Raw genomic sequence first — 15239 nt, 5'->3', positions numbered from 1 at the left:
GGCTGAACGCGCAATTTTCGTCGTCATATGGGATGATTATTGAACGTCCGTTCGAGCAAAGCTGCGCTTTCTTGCATCTTCAATAGCACTATTTTTACCAAAATCAGGGTTATTACCTACTAATATGAGATTTTTTACGCATGTTTTGCGTTTAGAATCAGTCTTAATTGGTGCGACGCACAAGCCGTACCTGATCGAATAACTTCCACAAGCCCTGATGTCCGCACGCGCAAGTCCCGCGCGGCAGAAAACACGCATGCGTGTTGTTTCGCGGTGTCGGCTGTAGAGAAGGTCGTTGCTGAACCTGAGAGATTATCCAATAGGCCCATATAAATGGACCATGCTACTCACTCCGAGATCGACGCATCTCGCCACCTGTCTTTCTTTCGAAACTGGCAACGGTTGCAACAGTCCCCATGCCGGGATCGTGTCATAAGCCGAATCGTTCTGTGCCATCGGCGCAGTGCAGGTCGGGCACGCAATCATTCAACGAAACATCAGTTGATTGCTTTGCACTAAACACGGCATATCACGCCGCCGCGTCCGGGCCGGACGCGTAACGCTGTAATCCGCCCCTTTCCATCACGGGCCGGGAAAGCACCCACGCTTTTACTGTTTGACGAGGATAAAAAATGACTGACGTAGTGATCGTATCGGCCGCGCGTACGGCGGTGGGCAAATTCGGCGGCTCGCTCGCGAAGATCGCGGCGCCGGAATTGGGCGCAACGGTCATCAAGGCCGTGCTCGAACGCGCAGGCGTGAAGCCGGATCAGGTGAGCGAAGTCATTCTCGGCCAGGTGCTGGCCGCGGGCTCGGGCCAGAACCCGGCGCGCCAGTCGCTCATCAAGGCAGGGCTGCCCGACATGGTGCCCGGCATGACGATCAACAAGGTGTGCGGCTCAGGCCTGAAGGCGGTGATGCTGGCGGCCAACGCGATCATCGCGGGGGACGCGGACATCGTGATCGCGGGCGGCCAGGAAAACATGAGCGCGGCGCCGCACGTGCTGCCGGGCTCGCGCGACGGCTTCCGCATGGGCGATGCGAAACTGATCGACACGATGATCGTCGACGGCCTGTGGGACGTCTATAACAACTACCACATGGGCACGACGGCGGAGAATGTCGCGAAGGAATTCGGCATCACGCGCGAGCAGCAGGATGCGTTCGCGGCGCTGTCGCAGAACAAGGCCGAGCGCGCACAAAAGGAAGGCCGCTTCAACGATGAGATCGTGCCGGTCTCGATTCCGCAACGCAAAGGCGAGCCGCTTCAGTTCAACACTGACGAATTCGTGCGTCACGGCGTGACGGCAGAAGCGCTGGCGAGCCTCAAGCCGGCGTTCTCGAAGGAAGGCACGGTGACGGCGGCGAATGCATCGGGCATCAACGACGGTGCAGCGGCCGTGGTGGTGATGTCGGCGAAGAAGGCTGAAGCGCTGGGCCTGACGCCGCTGGCGCGCATCAAGGCCTACGCGAACGCGGGCGTGAGCCCGAAGATCATGGGCATGGGTCCGGTGCCCGCGTCGAAGCGCTGTCTGGAGCGCGCGGGCTGGAGCGTCAACGACCTCGACCTGATGGAAATCAACGAAGCGTTCGCGGCGCAGGCGCTGGCGGTGCATCAGCAGATGGGCTGGGATCAGTCGAAGATCAACGTGAACGGCGGGGCGATTGCGATCGGCCATCCGATCGGCGCATCGGGCTGCCGGATTCTGGTGACGCTGCTGCACGAAATGCAGAAGCGCGATGCGAAGAAGGGTCTGGCGTCGCTGTGCATCGGCGGCGGCATGGGCGTGGCGCTGGCGGTGGAGCGTCCGTAAGTCACGCAACGTATCAACGCAGCACGAAGTACACACCAGCGCCGCGAAGACGCGGCCCGACGCACCATCAAGATCATTACAAGCGTCGGGATAAAGGGAAGGCGCCGGTGCCATTCCGAGTTTCATCAATCTGAGAGATCTGTTCGAGAGGAGTATCAGCATGACTAAGCGAATCGCAGTGGTGACGGGCGGCATGGGCGGTCTGGGCGAAGCCATCAGCATCAAGCTGCACGACGCGGGCTATGCCGTCGTCGTGACGCATTCGCCGGGCAACGCCAAAGTGAATGAATGGCTCGCCGACATGGACCGCCGGGGCCGCAACATCCGCGCATTCGCCGTGGACGTCGCCGACTATGATTCCGCGCAACACTGCGTGGCGCAGATCCAGGCCGAAGTCGGTCCGATCGACATCCTCGTGAACAATGCAGGCATCACGCAGGACACCACCTTCAGGAAAATGACCAAGGTGAACTGGGACGCCGTGCTGCGCACCAATCTCGATTCGGTCTTCAACATGACCAAACCGGTGTGCGAAGAAATGGTGTCGCGCGGCTGGGGCCGCATCATCAACATTTCGTCGGTGAATGGTTCGAAAGGCCAGGTCGGGCAGACGAACTACTCGGCCGCCAAGGCCGGCATGCATGGCTTCACGAAGTCGCTCGCGCTCGAAGTGGCGAAGAAGGGCGTCACCGTCAACACGATCTCGCCGGGCTATCTCGCCACGAAGATGGTGACGGCCATTCCGCAAGAGATCCTCGACACCAAGATCCTGCCGCAGATTCCCGCCGGCCGCCTCGGCAAGCCAGAAGAAGTCGCGGCGCTCGTCGCGTTCCTGTGTTCGGACGATGCGGGCTTCGTGACCGGTTCGAACATCGCAATCAACGGCGGCCAGCACATGAACTAAGGATGGCCGGCGGCGCACGGTCGCACGTGCGCCGCCCTGCTGCCGAAGCAGCGCGTTTCTTCATCTGAAACAAACGCTCGCCAGAGCAATCGTGCCCATGACTGATTTCTACAACGGCACACCTTCATATAGCGTCGGCCATCTGGATGCGGCGATCGAACATCTCGAACAGGTCTTGAGTCTCGAAGGCGCCAATTCGCTGTTTTCGCAAACTTACTGGCGTGCGCGCGTCGTGCAGGCGCTGGCGACGCCGGGACTTGCGCCGTGTCAATACGCCCGTCTGCAACGTTTGCTTGAACGGATCGCCGAAGTCTGAGAGAGGCGCGGGAACAGCCGGAAGGGTGAGCGGTCAATCCTGAAGAGCCGCGCGAATGTTCGTGCGCGGCGACTGCTTTCGGCTCGATGATGCACTTTGTTTCCTCTGACCCGTGAAGAAATTCGCGGGCGCTTGTACCATTCGGGCCGTCCTCATTCAACACGGTTCACAAGCGCATGTCGAATCCAGCCCGATCCCTCTTACGTTTGCGACACGCACTCGGCGTGTCCGCGCTCTCGCTTCTGCTCGCCGCGTGCGGCACGACCAGCGACATCACCGCCGGTCCGCAACCGAACAGCTACACGGTCACCGGCAAGGCGACCGGCACGCGCATGTCCTGGGCCACCGCGCGCAAGGCCGCGATGGATGCCGCAACGGATTATTGCAAGCAACGCTCGCAACGCGTCTCGGTGAAGTCCGAAGCGACGAGCGGCGTGCGCTCGCTGGAAGAGCAGACGGCGAAGGTATCGTTCACCTGCGTACCGGACGCGACGACGGCTTCAGGCGGTGTCGCGCCGGCGAAGGACGAGTGATTCGCGTGGATCGCGCGAACTACAGAAGCGACTTGCCTTGAGCAAGGATCTTGTCGCAGACCTGTTTCGTGATCTGCTCCTTGAGTCCGCCGCCGCTGAGATCGAGCGTCTTGCCGCCGCCGCTGTCGAGCACGCCTTTCGCGCCATCGGTATAGCCGCTGTCCGTGGAAGGCGAGCCGCCGAGCTTGCTCATCAGGCCGTCCTTGACGGACGACGCACTGCCGCCGAGATAGTTGTTCTTCACGCAGAACTCGAGCACGCCGGCGACATTGCCCGTGCTACTGGATGTCAGCGAGTCCATCGACAGACCGCTTCCTAGGCCGCTCAGACTACCCAGTCCACCGCCGCTGCTGCTCTTTCCCTGATTGAGAAGGTTGCCGAGCTGCGCGTGCGCGATGGAAGAACAGAGCAAGGCCGCAACGAGAATGCTGCTTGCGCCCACCTGTCGTTTTGAAAAGATCATGGAGCCTCCGCTGGGTGAACTCCCACTATAGTTGGTTTTCAGCGGGGCACCCGGCGGGCAGCGCAACAGCGTGAACGGCGAAACGCCGTGCGCCGTCATGCCGTAATTTCAATGCGCGTGCCGTCCGGCGCGGCTATGACAGCTTCGTAAAAACCGTCGCCTGTGATGCGGGGTGCGGCGATCAGCGAGCCCTCCGCACCGCAGCGCTGCGCCATCGTGTCGACTGCTGCGCGGCTGCCGAGTGCGATCGCGAGATGATCCCAGCCTACGTGATCGGCGCTATCGGCGTTCGCGAGCCACGGTGCCGTCATCAGCTCGATCTGCGCGCCGCCGTCAGGCAACGTGACGAAGCAGGACACGAATCCTGGCCGGCGCTGGCTGTGATACGGCGCTCCGATCTTCGCGCCGAAGTGCTCGCGCCAGAATGCTGCCGCCGCTTCCAGATCGCGCGTCCAGAGCGCCACGTGCGCAACTTTCATTGCCGCACCTCATTGGGTTCACGTGCCGTCACCCGCCGCGCGAAGACGGGCACGAAACAAAGCAGGCCAGCCAGGAGCCAGAACGCGCCGGGCAAGCCCACTTCCTTCGCGACGAAACCCACGCCCGCCGGTCCGAGCAGATGCCCGGCATAGCCGGTCATCGTGATGGCCGCGACCGCCAGCGTGGACGGCATCGCATGTTGAGTGCCCGCGCGTCGGAACAACACCGGCACTACATTTGACGCACCGAGCCCGATCAGTACGAAGCCGCTCATCGCCGCAATGGCCGACGGCGCGGTCAGCAGCACGACGAAGCCCGCGATGGCAAGCAACCCGCCCCAGAACACCATCGCGCGATCGCCGATGCGGGCCGTCAAGGCATCGCCGCCGAAACGGCCTGCGGTCATCGCGATCGAGAAGCACATGTAGCCGAGTCCGCCCTGCGCGGCCGCGACGCGACCGGTGCTGGTGAGCAGCAGCGCGCTCCAGTCGAGCAACGCGCCTTCCACGAGGAAGGTGATCGCAGCCAGCGCCGCCAGCAACAGCACGACGCCGCGCGGCACGGCGAACAAGAGCGCGTCGTTCGCGCTGGCGGTTTCGATCAGTCGAGGACGCGCCACGACCATCGCGCCGAACATGAGCACCGCGCACAACGACGCGCTCAGCAACATGCCGATGTTCATCGACAGCAGGAACGTCATGAACAGCGAACCGGCAAATCCCCCAACGCTGAACAGCGCATGGAAACCGGACATCAGCGGTTGCCGCGCGGCGCGCTCGACTTCGACGGCATGAATGTTCATCGCGACATCGAGCGAGCCGAGACACGCGCCGAATCCAAGCAAGGCAATGCCGAGCGCGACGGGCGTATCGGCCACCGTGAGCAGCGGCAGAATGGCCGCCAGCCCGATCCCGCCCGCCACGATGATCGGCTTGCTGCCGTAGCGGGCGCTGAGCGCGCCGGTCATCATCATCGCGAAGACGGAACCGAGGCCGATGCAGAGCAGCAGCATGCCGAGCACGCCGTCATCGACGCCAAGACGCTGCTTCGCGAACGGCACGAGCGGCGCCCAGCACGCGACGCCGAAGCCCGCGACGAGGAAAGCGAGCCGCGTCGCGAGACGCGCGGCCGGATGCGCGCCTTCTGAAGCACGCTGCTCGGGAAGGGAACGCGCGCTCATGATCCGACCGCCTCCGCAGCCGCCAGAACGGACGCGCCGCCTTTCGACAGGGCGATGCGTTCCGCACGAGGAAGGTCGTGCTCGACGACGACGATGCCGATCGACTTGACGGCGGCGATGCGATGCGGCGCGCGGGCTTCGAACTTGTCGTTGAGCGCGAGCACGATGCCATGCTGGCTGGCTGCGAGGACCGCACGCTTGAAGCTTGCATCGGCGAGCGAGAAGGCGCTGATGCCCGCCTTCGACGAAATGGCGCATGAGCCGATGAAACAGCGGTCGATGTTCATCTGCGCGACCTGCTGCATGGCTTGCGCATCGACACACCCGCCGACCGCCGGATCCACGACGCCGCCGGTCATGATGAGCGGCAGGTCGGCGCGGCGCAGTACGGCGGCGGCGATATCGACGGAATTGGTCGCGACCGTGAGGCCGAAGTCTTCCGGAAGCAGGGCGACGAGCGACAGATTGGTGCTGCCGCTGTCGAGGAACAGGAGTTCGCCCGGTTCGATCAGCGGCACCGCCGCACGCGCCAGCGCGGTTTTGCGTTCCTGGGCCTGGTCGATCCGACTGGCCATGGGCGCCGATGCCGGCGTGATCGGCAACGCGCCGCCGTACACCCGGCGGCAGCGGCCTTCCGCCGCGAGCGCGCGGAGATCGCGCCGGATGGCGTCTTCCGAGATCTGGAATTCCGCGGCGAGCGCCGCCGCGACGACCGGCTGGCCTTGTGCGAGCCGCGCCGCGATTTCATCGCGGCGGGCGAGTGGGATGTCTTCATTCATGAGTGTGCATTCTAGTGTGCACAAACAAGAATGTAAACGTGCATAAACGTGCATGTTAAACATGCACGTCGGCGGAGCCTCAGATGCCGTGCTCGCTCAGACGCGCGTCATACCAGCGGCAGAACTGGTCGAGCGCGGTTTCGGTGTAGCGCGAATACGGTCCCGGCACATAGGCCGGATCCTGCGTGCCGCTGTGCGTGTTCGCGACGAGATCAGCGTCCTGGCGCGTGGTGGCGAGCCAGACTTCCGTGAGCGTCTGGACGTCGTAGTCCACGCCTTCCACCGCATCCTCGTGAACCAGCCATTTGGTGCGCACGACGGTCTTATCCGGCGCGATCGGCAGGATGAAGGCGACGACCGCGTGATCGCTCATCACGTGGGTCCACGAATTGTGTCCCCACAGATGCACGTCGCCGAGGTCGCGGCGTTGCAGATCGCCGAGGAGCTTCGTGCTGGCCACGCGGGTTGAGATCGTCTGCGATTCGTTGCTGCCCGCAATAACGAGCCGCTGTGTGCGGAAGTTGGTCTGCGCGCTTTCATCGACGGCTTCCACCAGCTCGCAGATGAAGCCGTCGCGCTCCCAGTCTTCGCGGCTTTTCTCGTTGCGCGCCGTATAGGCTTCGTAGTCCCGGACGGCTTCTTCGCCGAGACCGTCGAGACAGTAGCCGAAGTCTTCCGGCAGGAACGAATTGGATAGCTCCGGGTGCGTTCCTTCGCAGTGATAGCACTCGCGATTGTTCTCGATCACGAGTTTCCAGTTGCCGTTCTCGATGATCTCCGCCTCGAACGCAATCTTCGTGCGCTGCATCTGATGCGGCGCGAAACGCGGCGTCATCGCCTGATCGAGCTTCGTGACGTCTTCCGGCGGTTCATCGGCGAGACACACGTAGATATGGCTGCCGATCACCTTCGTATGGACCGGAATCAGGCTCTTGCACTTGGCGTCGAAATCTCGGCCCATGTGCGCGGCGTGCTTGAGACTGCCGTCGAGATCGTAGGTCCATTGGTGATACGGACACACCAGCATGCCGACGCTCGCCTTGCCCGCTTCCTTCATGATTCGCGAACCGCGATGGCGGCAGACGTTGCGATAGGTGCGGATGTTGTCGTCGTCGTCGCGCACGATCATGATCGATGCCCGGCCCACTTCGACCGTGGAGACATCGCCCGGCTCGGGAATGTCCGCCGTCACGCCGGCGAGAATCCAGAGCTTGCTGAAGAAGACGTCGAGATCGTTCTCGAACACGTCCTGCCGACTGAATACTTCGCCCGGAAAGCCGCAGCCGGGCTCCCGGCTGTCGAGCAGTTCGCGATGGGTCTTGTGGGGAGTGGCTGACACGGTGCGCTCCAGAGGGATGTGTTTCCGGCGGGCGTTCCCAGCCGCCGTACGCGCAGTATTGGAGTGCCGCCTGTGAGCGTCAATGTCCTTTAATCTCCGTTTCGCATTACTCTATGTTATGCGTATCGAGCCTTGAAAATTGAGGCAGAATCGCGCCTGCCGCAGTCGTCGAGTGCTGTATTCACCGGACAGGAACCGTCGTCAGATGAAGAATGCAAGAGGCCCCAAAGGTTACAGGCGGATCATTCCTTCCATGACCGCGCTGGTCGAGTTCGAAGCCGTCGCGCGGCTCGGCAGCTTCACGCATGCGGCAAGCGAACTGGGCGTCAGTCAGGCGGCCGTCAGCCGGCAGGTGAAGGTTCTGGAAGAGACGCTCGGCGTGAGGCTGTTCCATCGCCTGCACCGCTCCATCTCGCTGACCGGCGAAGGTGAATCGCTTTATCTGGTGGTCGCGGAATCGATGCAGAAGATCGCGGGCGTGTTCGACCGTCTTTCCACCGGTTTCGAGCAGCGCGAACTCGTGCTGGCGTCCACTGCCGCCTTCTCGCAGCTTCGCCTCGTTCCCCGTCTGGCCAGCCTGAAGCGGCTGCAACCGAAGCTGCAACTGCGCCTGACCGATCCGATGTTCATCGCGGACCTGCGTCACAACGAAGTCGATGTTGCGGTGCGTTTCGGCGACGGTTCCTGGACGGACGGCACCTCCACCTATCTCTTCGATGAAGAAGTGTTTCCCGTGTGCTCGCCCGACTGGCTGCGCGAACACGAGGCGCCGGAGACGCTCGAAGCGCTCGCGCAGATGCCGCTGATCGGCTCGGATTCGACTTCGGAAGGCTGGATGGGCTGGGAGGCGTGGTTTGCGTCGGTGGGGCATCGGCCGGCGCGGCTGAATTACGCGCTTCGCTGCAGCATCTATTCCGATGCCGTGCTGGCCGCGCGCTGCGGGCAGGGCGTGTCGCTCGGCTGGGCGCGGCTCGTGACGGACTTCCTGGCGTCGGGCGAACTGGTGCGGCTGCATACGGCGTCATGCAAGCCCGCCGACGCGTACTACATCGTGGTTCCGCATGGACGGTCGATTACCTCGTCCATCGACGGCCTGGTCGAGTGGCTGCATGAAGAAGCCGCCGTGCCTGACAAGCGGGAAGAAGGCGCTGCTGCGTCACAGGACGCGGGCAGCGCCAGCAAACCCGCTTACTGACTCGCGCCCCGGCCGATGCCGGCCTTCTTCTGCGCGTCCTGGATGTCCTGCGGATATTTGGCGTCGTCACGCACGGCCGGGTTGTAGCCGGCATCCTCGAGCTTCTTGAGTTCGGCGTTCTTCTTGGCGCGGGCCTGCTTGCGGGCGGCCTTGCGCGCCGCTTTCTGGTCGGCCTTGGTGGTGGGCGCGGCCTGGGTGGCGTCATTGGTGGCGCCATTGGTGGCGGCGCTGTCCTGGGCGCCAGCGAGCGGCGCGACCGACAGCCCGAATACGGCCGCCATCAGGGAAACGGCAAGTCTGCTGCCGAGCGTTGCTTTCATAGCCTCTCCAGAGAGATCGGTTGAACGTCGCGCGGCCGGAATGGGCCGCGAAAACCGGTGAAACAAACGCAAGCACTTTCTCCGGGCCGATGACGCTTTCCTCGTGGCCGTGGCGGCTGAATGCCGTGCGTCGATTGTAAGGCGGCGCGCGCAAATATTCAGGGAGGCGCAAGGATGGCCGCGTCCGTTTCGGAAGCCGATACGGTGTACCCTTCGCGCACCCGTCCGGCGGCTCCCGCGCGGCGGATTCAAAGCGGTTATGATGCGCACCGGCTGGAACCACAATTACAACTTTAGAAACGGCCGCGGCGATTGGCGTCATCCAGACAGCCGGTCCTCGCCGGGCGGCCGCCACGCTTAATCGGAGCTGTTTATGCCCTTGCGGTCCGGTGTCGACGAGGCCAGCTTTCGTCGGATTCTTCTGCGCAACATCACGCTGCCGCTCGCGACGGGCATCGTCACGGCGGTCGCCTTCCTGGCGCTCGTGCTGTATCTGCTTTCGGGCATTAACTGGGTCGAGCATTCCGAGCGCGTAATCGGCAACGCGCAGGAGATCGGCCGGCTGGTCAGCGACAAGGAGAGCGCCGTTCGCGGCTTCCTGCTGACTGGCGACGAGTCCTTCCTCGCGCCCTACGAGACGGCGAAGCCGAAGCTGTCGGCGGATATCGACACGCTCGCGGGCCTCGTATCCGACAACACGCCGCAGGTGGACCGCCTGATCCGCATACGCGCGTTGCAGGCGCAATGGGACAAGGTGGCCGACGCGCTGATCGACGCGCGCCGCCACCAGCAGGATTCCGCCGCGCTCGTGCGTGCCGGCCGCGGTTCTGCGGAACGCGCCGAATCCGGGCGTGAGCTCGACGCCTTTCTCAACATCGAGCAGACGCTGCGCCTGCAGCGTATTGAATCCGCCAGGCAACTGACGACGATTACCGTCGCCGTGTTCATGATCCTGAGTCTGGCGCTTTCGGTGGTGCTGGCGGTGTTCGGCCGGCGCGAGCTGATGAGCCTGTCAGGCGCGTTCGGCGCGGCGATCGACGAACAGGAACGGCAGACGAAGGCGCTCCAGGAGCAGGCGTGGCTGCGCGACGGCCAGCGGCAGCTTGCGGAGACGGTCATCGGACGGCGAACGCTGGATCAGCTGTGCCAGTCCATTCTTGATTTCCTCTCCGATTACCTGAAGATATCGCTCGGCACGTTCTATGTGCGCGAAGCCGACGGCACGCTCAAGCGCACCGCCAGCTTCGGCTTCGATCCGGCCAGCGCGGCGGTGCCGGGGTCGCTGGCGGGCGTGACGAGTCTGGTCGGGCAAGCGGTGCATGCGCGCAAGCTGACGAGCGTCGCCGAGGTGCCGTCCGGTTACTGGAAGGTGACATCGGCACTCGGCGGGAGTGCGCCGGCAAGCCTCGTGATCGTTCCGATCGAAAACGAAGGGCGCGCGAATGGCGCGCTCGAACTCGGCGCGATGCACGCGCTCAGCCCGCGCGACCGGCAGTTTCTGGAGATCGTGGCGCGGAACATCGGCGATTTCGTCGATGCGGCGCAGTATCGCGAGCGCTTGCAGCGCGTGCTGGAGGAAACGCAGCAGCTGAACGAAGAATTGCAGATGCAGCAGGAAGAACTGCGCACCACCAACGAGGAACTGGAGCAGCAGACGACCGCGCTTTCGCAGGCACAGGCCTATCTCGCGAACCAGAAAGCCGAGCTGGAGCAGACCAACGATCAGCTGGCGGAGCAGGCGCGCGTGCTCGACGAGCGCAATTCGGCGCTCAACGCGGCGCAGGGCGAACTCGAAACGCGCGCCGATGCGTTGCAGCGCGCGAGCCGCTACAAGTCGGAGTTCCTGGCGAACATGTCGCACGAACTGCGCACGCCGTTGAACAGCTCGCTGATCCTCGCGAAGCTGCTTTCCGAGAACAAGAGCGGCAATCTCACCGGCGATCAGATCAAGTATGCGCAGACCATCTACTCCGCGGGCAACGACCTGCTGAACCTGATCAACGACATCCTCGATCTTTCGAAGGTCGAGGCGGGCAAGCTGGATCTGCATATCGAGGACGTGCCGCTGCAACGCATCATGGAAACGCTGCGGCGCACGTTCGAACCGCTCGCGCGGCAGAAGCAGCTCACGCTCGAACTGCGCAACGAGATGGCCGGCTATCCGACGCTCGAAACCGACGCACGGCGGCTCGAACAAGTGTTGAAGAATCTGCTGTCGAACGCGATCAAGTTCACGGATGCCGGCGTCGTTTCGCTGACGTTGCGGAACGCGGGTTCCTCGCGGGCGGTGGAGTTCGAAGTGAAGGACACGGGTATCGGCATTGCGACGGATCAGCTCGATGCGATCTTCGAGGCGTTCCAGCAGGCCGACGGCACCACGAGCCGTCATTACGGCGGCACGGGTCTGGGCTTGTCGATTTCACGCAGCCTGGCTCATTTGCTTGGCGGCACGATTGCGGTGCGCAGCGTCCCGGGCACGGGCAGCACCTTTACGTTGACGATGCCGCTTGCGTACGACGCGGCTGTTGAAGTTCCGCAAGCCGTGGAACCGGTCGCATCCGTGGAAGAAGTTGAAGTGGTGGAACCGATGGCAGCAGTCGAGCCCGCCCGCGTGATCGACGACGATCGTAATGATTCCGCGCCTGGCCGTCGCCTCGTGCTGGTGGTCGAGGACGACGCGCGCTTCGCGCAGGTGCTGTTCGATCTGGCGCACGAGCTGGACTATCGCTGCATCGTGAGCGGCACGGCGGGCGAGGCATTGCGGCTCGCGCAGGAGGGCGCGCCGAGCGCCATCCTGCTCGACATCGGCTTGCCGGACCGCTCGGGCCTGGTGCTGTTGCAGGAACTGAAGGCGAATGCGCGTACGCGGCATATTCCGGTGCATGTGGTGTCGGCGACCGACCGCAGCGAAGCGGCGCTGCATCTCGGGGCGATCGGCCATGCGGTGAAGCCGACGACGCGCGAGCAACTGCTGGAGATCTTCCAGAGGCTCGAAGAAAAGAGCAGCCAGAAAATCAAGCGCGTGCTGCTGGTGGAAGACGATGCGCGTCAGCGGCAGAGTATCGTCGAGCTGATCAGCGATGCGGACGTGGAGATCACGCCGGTCGAATACGGACGCGAAGCGCTCGACATGCTGAAGACGACGATCTTCGACTGCATGATCATCGACCTGAAACTGCCGGACATGCAGGGCGGCGACCTGCTGCGCCAGATGGCCGCGATCGACGCCTATTCGTTCCCGCCGGTGATCGTCTACACGGGCCGCAATCTGACGCATGACGAGGAAGCGGAATTGTTGCGCTATTCGCAGTCGATCATCATCAAGGGCGCGCGCTCGCCGGAACGTCTGCTCGATGAAGTGACGCTGTTCCTGCACAAGGTGGAAACGGATCTGTCGGCGGACCGCCAGGCGATGCTGCACGTGTCGCGTTCGCGGGATCGCGTGCTGGATGGCCGGCGCGTGCTGCTGGTGGACGACGACATCCGCAACATCTTTTCGCTGTCGAGCGCCCTGGAGCATCAGGGGCTGAAGGTGGACATCGGCCGGAATGGCTTCGAGGCGATCGAGGCGCTCAACAAGAATCCGGATATCGACGTCGTGCTGATGGACGTGATGATGCCGGGCATGGACGGACTGGAGGCGACGCGGCGCATCCGCGAGGATGCGCGCTTCAGGAAGCTGCCGGTCATCGCGATCACGGCGAAGGCGATGAAGGACGATCAGGAACAGTGTCTCGCGGCGGGAGCGAGTGACTATCTGGCGAAGCCGATCGACATCGACCGGCTTTACTCGTTGTTGAGGGTGTGGATGGCGCGGCGCGTGTAGAATCGGACGGGCATTCTATCGAGTATCGAGTGCTTGAGTTGAACGCGGCGCTCGAGCGCCGCTTCCGCATCGATGAATGCAAGTCGATACCGAAGCAGTTCGAGGAACTGCTTGATGGAGAATCCGGGATGAGACTGACGTCGCTTGAACTACACAATTACCGTTGCTACACGTCTTTCACAGTCTCGTTCGAGCCGGGGTTCAACGTCATCGCAGGTGTGAATGGCAGCGGGAAAACTTCTCTCCTGAAGGGAATCCGCGATGCACTGGCGCCGAGCACGCATCTTGTAGCGGCTTCGGACGGCTATTTCGAACCGTTGAATGATCGGGATTCAGTGCGAATCAGCGTTGAGGCATTTGGCTCGCGCTATCGATTCGAGCCTCAATATCCCATGAAGCTTGTTGCCAACGGTCAAATAGGCGGCGAGGCCTTGGGCTGGACTTTAGACCGGCATGGTGAAGCCGTTCAGACTTCAATTCAGGATGACAATCCTGGCTTGGTCATTCGGAAGCGATTGGACGGCGGTGATTCGGCAGGCAACACATCTTCACAAAACCCGCTTCCCATCCTTGCATACTATCCCGCTTATCGTCACTGGCCTGCGGCTCAGGCGCGCGAACTTGCCGCAGTAACCCGACGCGAATCAAGGGTCGCTGGTTACTCGAATTGGTGGGACGCATCCGCGGATCCGGGTGCAGTTCAGGAATGGGTCATCGCCAAGACATTGGAGCGCCTTCAGTCCGTGACTGACCAAGGCGCGCGCTGGGACGCTATCGTCGATGATGAACTCGCTATTGCCAATGGCGCGCTTCAGGCCGTGGTGGAAGATGCGAAGGGTCTGCGCTACGAGATGGCTCAAAAGAGCTTGATCATGGAGTGGCTCAGCGGCAAGACGCCTACGGCTTTTGGCAATCTGAGCGACGGCCAGCGCGTCGCGATTGCGTTGGTGGCGGATATCGCCCGGCGGATGTGCTTGCTCAATCCGCAACTGAAGCAGAACGTGGCGCAGGAAACGCCCGGAGTGGTTCTCATCGACGAACTGGACATTCATCTTCATCCCAAGTGGCAGCGTCTGATTGTGAGAGGTTTGACGCAAGCATTTCCGCGTGTGCAGTTCATTACCGCGAGCCACTCTCCGCAGATCCTGAGTGAATTGCATCCCAGCGAAATCATTCTGCTTCAGCCAGACGGTTTCGAGCGGCCGCAGGTCAGCTATGGACTCGATTCCAGCCGCATCCTCGAACAGATCATGGATGCAAAGCCTCGGCCCGCCGATGTCGAACAGGCTCTGTCTGAACTGTTCGCGGCCATCGAGCGGAACGAGCTCTCGAATGCGCGTGAACGCTTGACTGATTTGAAGCAACTGGCACCCGGCATTCCGGAACTGGCTGGCGCTGAAGCCTTGATCAAGCGTAAAGAGGTTCTGGGCCGATGAAGAACGTGGTAAAAGGCGCCGCTCCGGACGCCTTCGAAAAATGGAAGACAGAAGGGGATGAAGGCTGGGAGCCGAGCTATGCGCAGTTGCAGAATCCCGAGAAGCAGGCGCTTCACAAGGCCTTGCTCGCAGAGCAGGGTTGGGTGTGTTGCTATTGCGGCCGCGAAGTCACGCTGGATGACAGCCACATCGAACACTTTCGCCCGCAGGATCAATTCGAGGCGTTGCAGTTGAGCTTCGAGAATCTGCACGCCTCCTGCCTGAAGAACATCGGCGCCGGCTTGCCGCGACACTGCGGGCATGCCAAAGGCAACCGCTTTGATGAGCGCAGGATCATCGATCCGCAGGATGTGACCTGTGAAAAGCGATTCGTGTACACCGCGCTCGGTGCGATTGCCGCTGCCGATGCGTCTGACGAACCCGCGAGTTACATGAACGAGCTTTTGTCGCTGGATATTCCGTTCTTGCGAGCGGCACGCGCCGAAGTGCTCGGAAATGCGCTGGATGCCGAATTTCTGTCGACCGCCAGCGACGAAGACTTGTCACAGCTTCGGGACGCCTTCAGCCGTCCCGACGACGACGGAAGGCTTCCCTCTTTCGGGCATGTGATTGCTCGCTACGCCGGGCAATACCTTCCGTCGTCGGGTCTATAGC

14 protein-coding genes are annotated in these 15239 nt (G+C 62.6%); 8 read left to right on the top strand and 6 right to left on the bottom strand.

Features of this window, described 5'->3' with window-relative positions; translation table 11 throughout:
• Window positions 1-632: 632 nt before the first annotated feature.
• The 4 genes from QCE83_RS25810 (at window position 633) to QCE83_RS25795 (ending at window position 3567) form a co-directional block, all read left to right on the top strand.
• On the top strand, window positions 633-1814 hold the full coding sequence (locus QCE83_RS25810; RefSeq protein WP_309818100.1) for an acetyl-CoA C-acetyltransferase: 1182 nt from the start codon (window positions 633-635) through the stop codon (window positions 1812-1814).
• A 160-nt stretch (window positions 1815-1974) separates the two neighbouring features.
• Complete coding sequence (phbB, locus tag QCE83_RS25805) at window positions 1975-2718, top strand: acetoacetyl-CoA reductase (RefSeq protein ID WP_309818098.1); 744 nt, start codon at window positions 1975-1977, stop codon at window positions 2716-2718.
• 97 nt (window positions 2719-2815) lie between these two features.
• Window positions 2816-3034, top strand: coding sequence for a hypothetical protein (locus QCE83_RS25800; protein ID WP_309818097.1), 219 nt, complete (start codon window positions 2816-2818; stop codon window positions 3032-3034).
• A gap of 224 nt (window positions 3035-3258) precedes the next feature.
• Window positions 3259-3567, top strand: coding sequence for a hypothetical protein (locus tag QCE83_RS25795; RefSeq protein ID WP_309818095.1), 309 nt, complete (start codon window positions 3259-3261; stop codon window positions 3565-3567).
• A gap of 19 nt (window positions 3568-3586) precedes the next feature.
• Here the strand turns inward: QCE83_RS25795 and QCE83_RS25790 are convergent, their stop codons facing one another.
• From QCE83_RS25790 to QCE83_RS25770, 5 genes are all read right to left on the bottom strand, one after another.
• The gene (locus QCE83_RS25790) at window positions 3587-4030 is read right to left on the bottom strand and encodes a DUF2501 domain-containing protein (protein WP_309818094.1); all 444 of its coding nucleotides are present in this window, start codon (window positions 4028-4030) and stop codon (window positions 3587-3589) included.
• 95 nt (window positions 4031-4125) lie between these two features.
• Window positions 4126-4509 (bottom strand): VOC family protein, encoded by a 384-nt coding sequence (locus QCE83_RS25785; protein WP_309818092.1) that lies wholly within the window; start codon window positions 4507-4509, stop codon window positions 4126-4128.
• A complete protein-coding gene (locus QCE83_RS25780) occupies window positions 4506-5690 on the bottom strand; it encodes an MFS transporter (RefSeq protein WP_309818090.1) in 1185 nt (394 codons plus the stop codon). The genes QCE83_RS25785 and QCE83_RS25780 overlap by 4 nt, the downstream gene beginning before the upstream one ends.
• A complete protein-coding gene (locus QCE83_RS25775) occupies window positions 5687-6469 on the bottom strand; it encodes a DeoR/GlpR family DNA-binding transcription regulator (RefSeq protein ID WP_309818088.1) in 783 nt (260 codons plus the stop codon). Before QCE83_RS25775 ends, QCE83_RS25780 begins: the two co-directional genes overlap by 4 nt.
• A gap of 79 nt (window positions 6470-6548) precedes the next feature.
• Window positions 6549-7808, bottom strand: coding sequence for an aromatic ring-hydroxylating dioxygenase subunit alpha (locus tag QCE83_RS25770; protein ID WP_309818086.1), 1260 nt, complete (start codon window positions 7806-7808; stop codon window positions 6549-6551).
• A gap of 253 nt (window positions 7809-8061) precedes the next feature.
• Between QCE83_RS25770 and QCE83_RS25765 the strand changes: the two genes are divergently transcribed.
• A complete protein-coding gene (locus tag QCE83_RS25765) occupies window positions 8062-9003 on the top strand; it encodes a LysR substrate-binding domain-containing protein (protein ID WP_309818084.1) in 942 nt (313 codons plus the stop codon).
• Here the strand turns inward: QCE83_RS25765 and QCE83_RS25760 are convergent.
• Window positions 8997-9323, bottom strand: a complete 327-nt coding sequence (locus QCE83_RS25760; protein WP_309818082.1) for a hypothetical protein — start codon at window positions 9321-9323, stop codon at window positions 8997-8999. The two genes, QCE83_RS25765 and QCE83_RS25760, sit on opposite strands and share 7 nt — an antisense overlap.
• Window positions 9324-9696: 373 nt before the next feature.
• Here QCE83_RS25760 and QCE83_RS25755 point away from each other — a divergent pair, with 373 nt between their 5' ends.
• From QCE83_RS25755 to QCE83_RS25745, 3 genes are read left to right on the top strand one after another with little or no spacing between them, the layout of a single operon-like run.
• Window positions 9697-13149 carry a response regulator gene (locus QCE83_RS25755; protein WP_309818080.1) on the top strand — a complete coding sequence of 1151 codons (3453 nt, stop codon included), beginning with the start codon at window positions 9697-9699 and terminating at the stop codon, window positions 13147-13149.
• A gap of 29 nt (window positions 13150-13178) precedes the next feature.
• Window positions 13179-14585, top strand: coding sequence for an AAA family ATPase (locus tag QCE83_RS25750; protein WP_309818079.1), 1407 nt, complete (start codon window positions 13179-13181; stop codon window positions 14583-14585).
• Entirely contained in the window at window positions 14582-15238 is a 657-nt protein-coding gene (locus QCE83_RS25745) for a retron system putative HNH endonuclease (RefSeq protein ID WP_309818077.1), read from the top strand. Before QCE83_RS25750 ends, QCE83_RS25745 begins: the two co-directional genes overlap by 4 nt.
• Window position 15239 lies beyond the last annotated feature (1 nt).

It is taken from the genome of Caballeronia sp. LZ034LL (assembly GCF_031451215.1).
In the GTDB taxonomy this organism is placed as follows: domain Bacteria; phylum Pseudomonadota; class Gammaproteobacteria; order Burkholderiales; family Burkholderiaceae; genus Caballeronia.
Note: the sequence above shows the minus strand (reverse complement) of the source record. Positions and strands in the feature narration are given on the sequence as shown.

Coding starts and splice junctions, on each gene's coding strand:
- phbB (WP_309818098.1), top strand. CDS start 1,975: ATGACTAAGCGAATCGCAGTGGTGACGGGCGGCATGGGCGGTCTGGGC.
- QCE83_RS25760 (WP_309818082.1), bottom strand. CDS start 9,323: ATGAAAGCAACGCTCGGCAGCAGACTTGCCGTTTCCCTGATGGCGGCC.
- QCE83_RS25780 (WP_309818090.1), bottom strand. CDS start 5,690: ATGAGCGCGCGTTCCCTTCCCGAGCAGCGTGCTTCAGAAGGCGCGCAT.
- QCE83_RS25755 (WP_309818080.1), top strand. CDS start 9,697: ATGCCCTTGCGGTCCGGTGTCGACGAGGCCAGCTTTCGTCGGATTCTT.
- QCE83_RS25810 (WP_309818100.1), top strand. CDS start 633: ATGACTGACGTAGTGATCGTATCGGCCGCGCGTACGGCGGTGGGCAAA.
- QCE83_RS25785 (WP_309818092.1), bottom strand. CDS start 4,509: ATGAAAGTTGCGCACGTGGCGCTCTGGACGCGCGATCTGGAAGCGGCG.
- QCE83_RS25775 (WP_309818088.1), bottom strand. CDS start 6,469: ATGAATGAAGACATCCCACTCGCCCGCCGCGATGAAATCGCGGCGCGG.
- QCE83_RS25790 (WP_309818094.1), bottom strand. CDS start 4,030: ATGATCTTTTCAAAACGACAGGTGGGCGCAAGCAGCATTCTCGTTGCG.
- QCE83_RS25765 (WP_309818084.1), top strand. CDS start 8,062: ATGACCGCGCTGGTCGAGTTCGAAGCCGTCGCGCGGCTCGGCAGCTTC.
- QCE83_RS25800 (WP_309818097.1), top strand. CDS start 2,816: ATGACTGATTTCTACAACGGCACACCTTCATATAGCGTCGGCCATCTG.
- QCE83_RS25745 (WP_309818077.1), top strand. CDS start 14,582: ATGAAGAACGTGGTAAAAGGCGCCGCTCCGGACGCCTTCGAAAAATGG.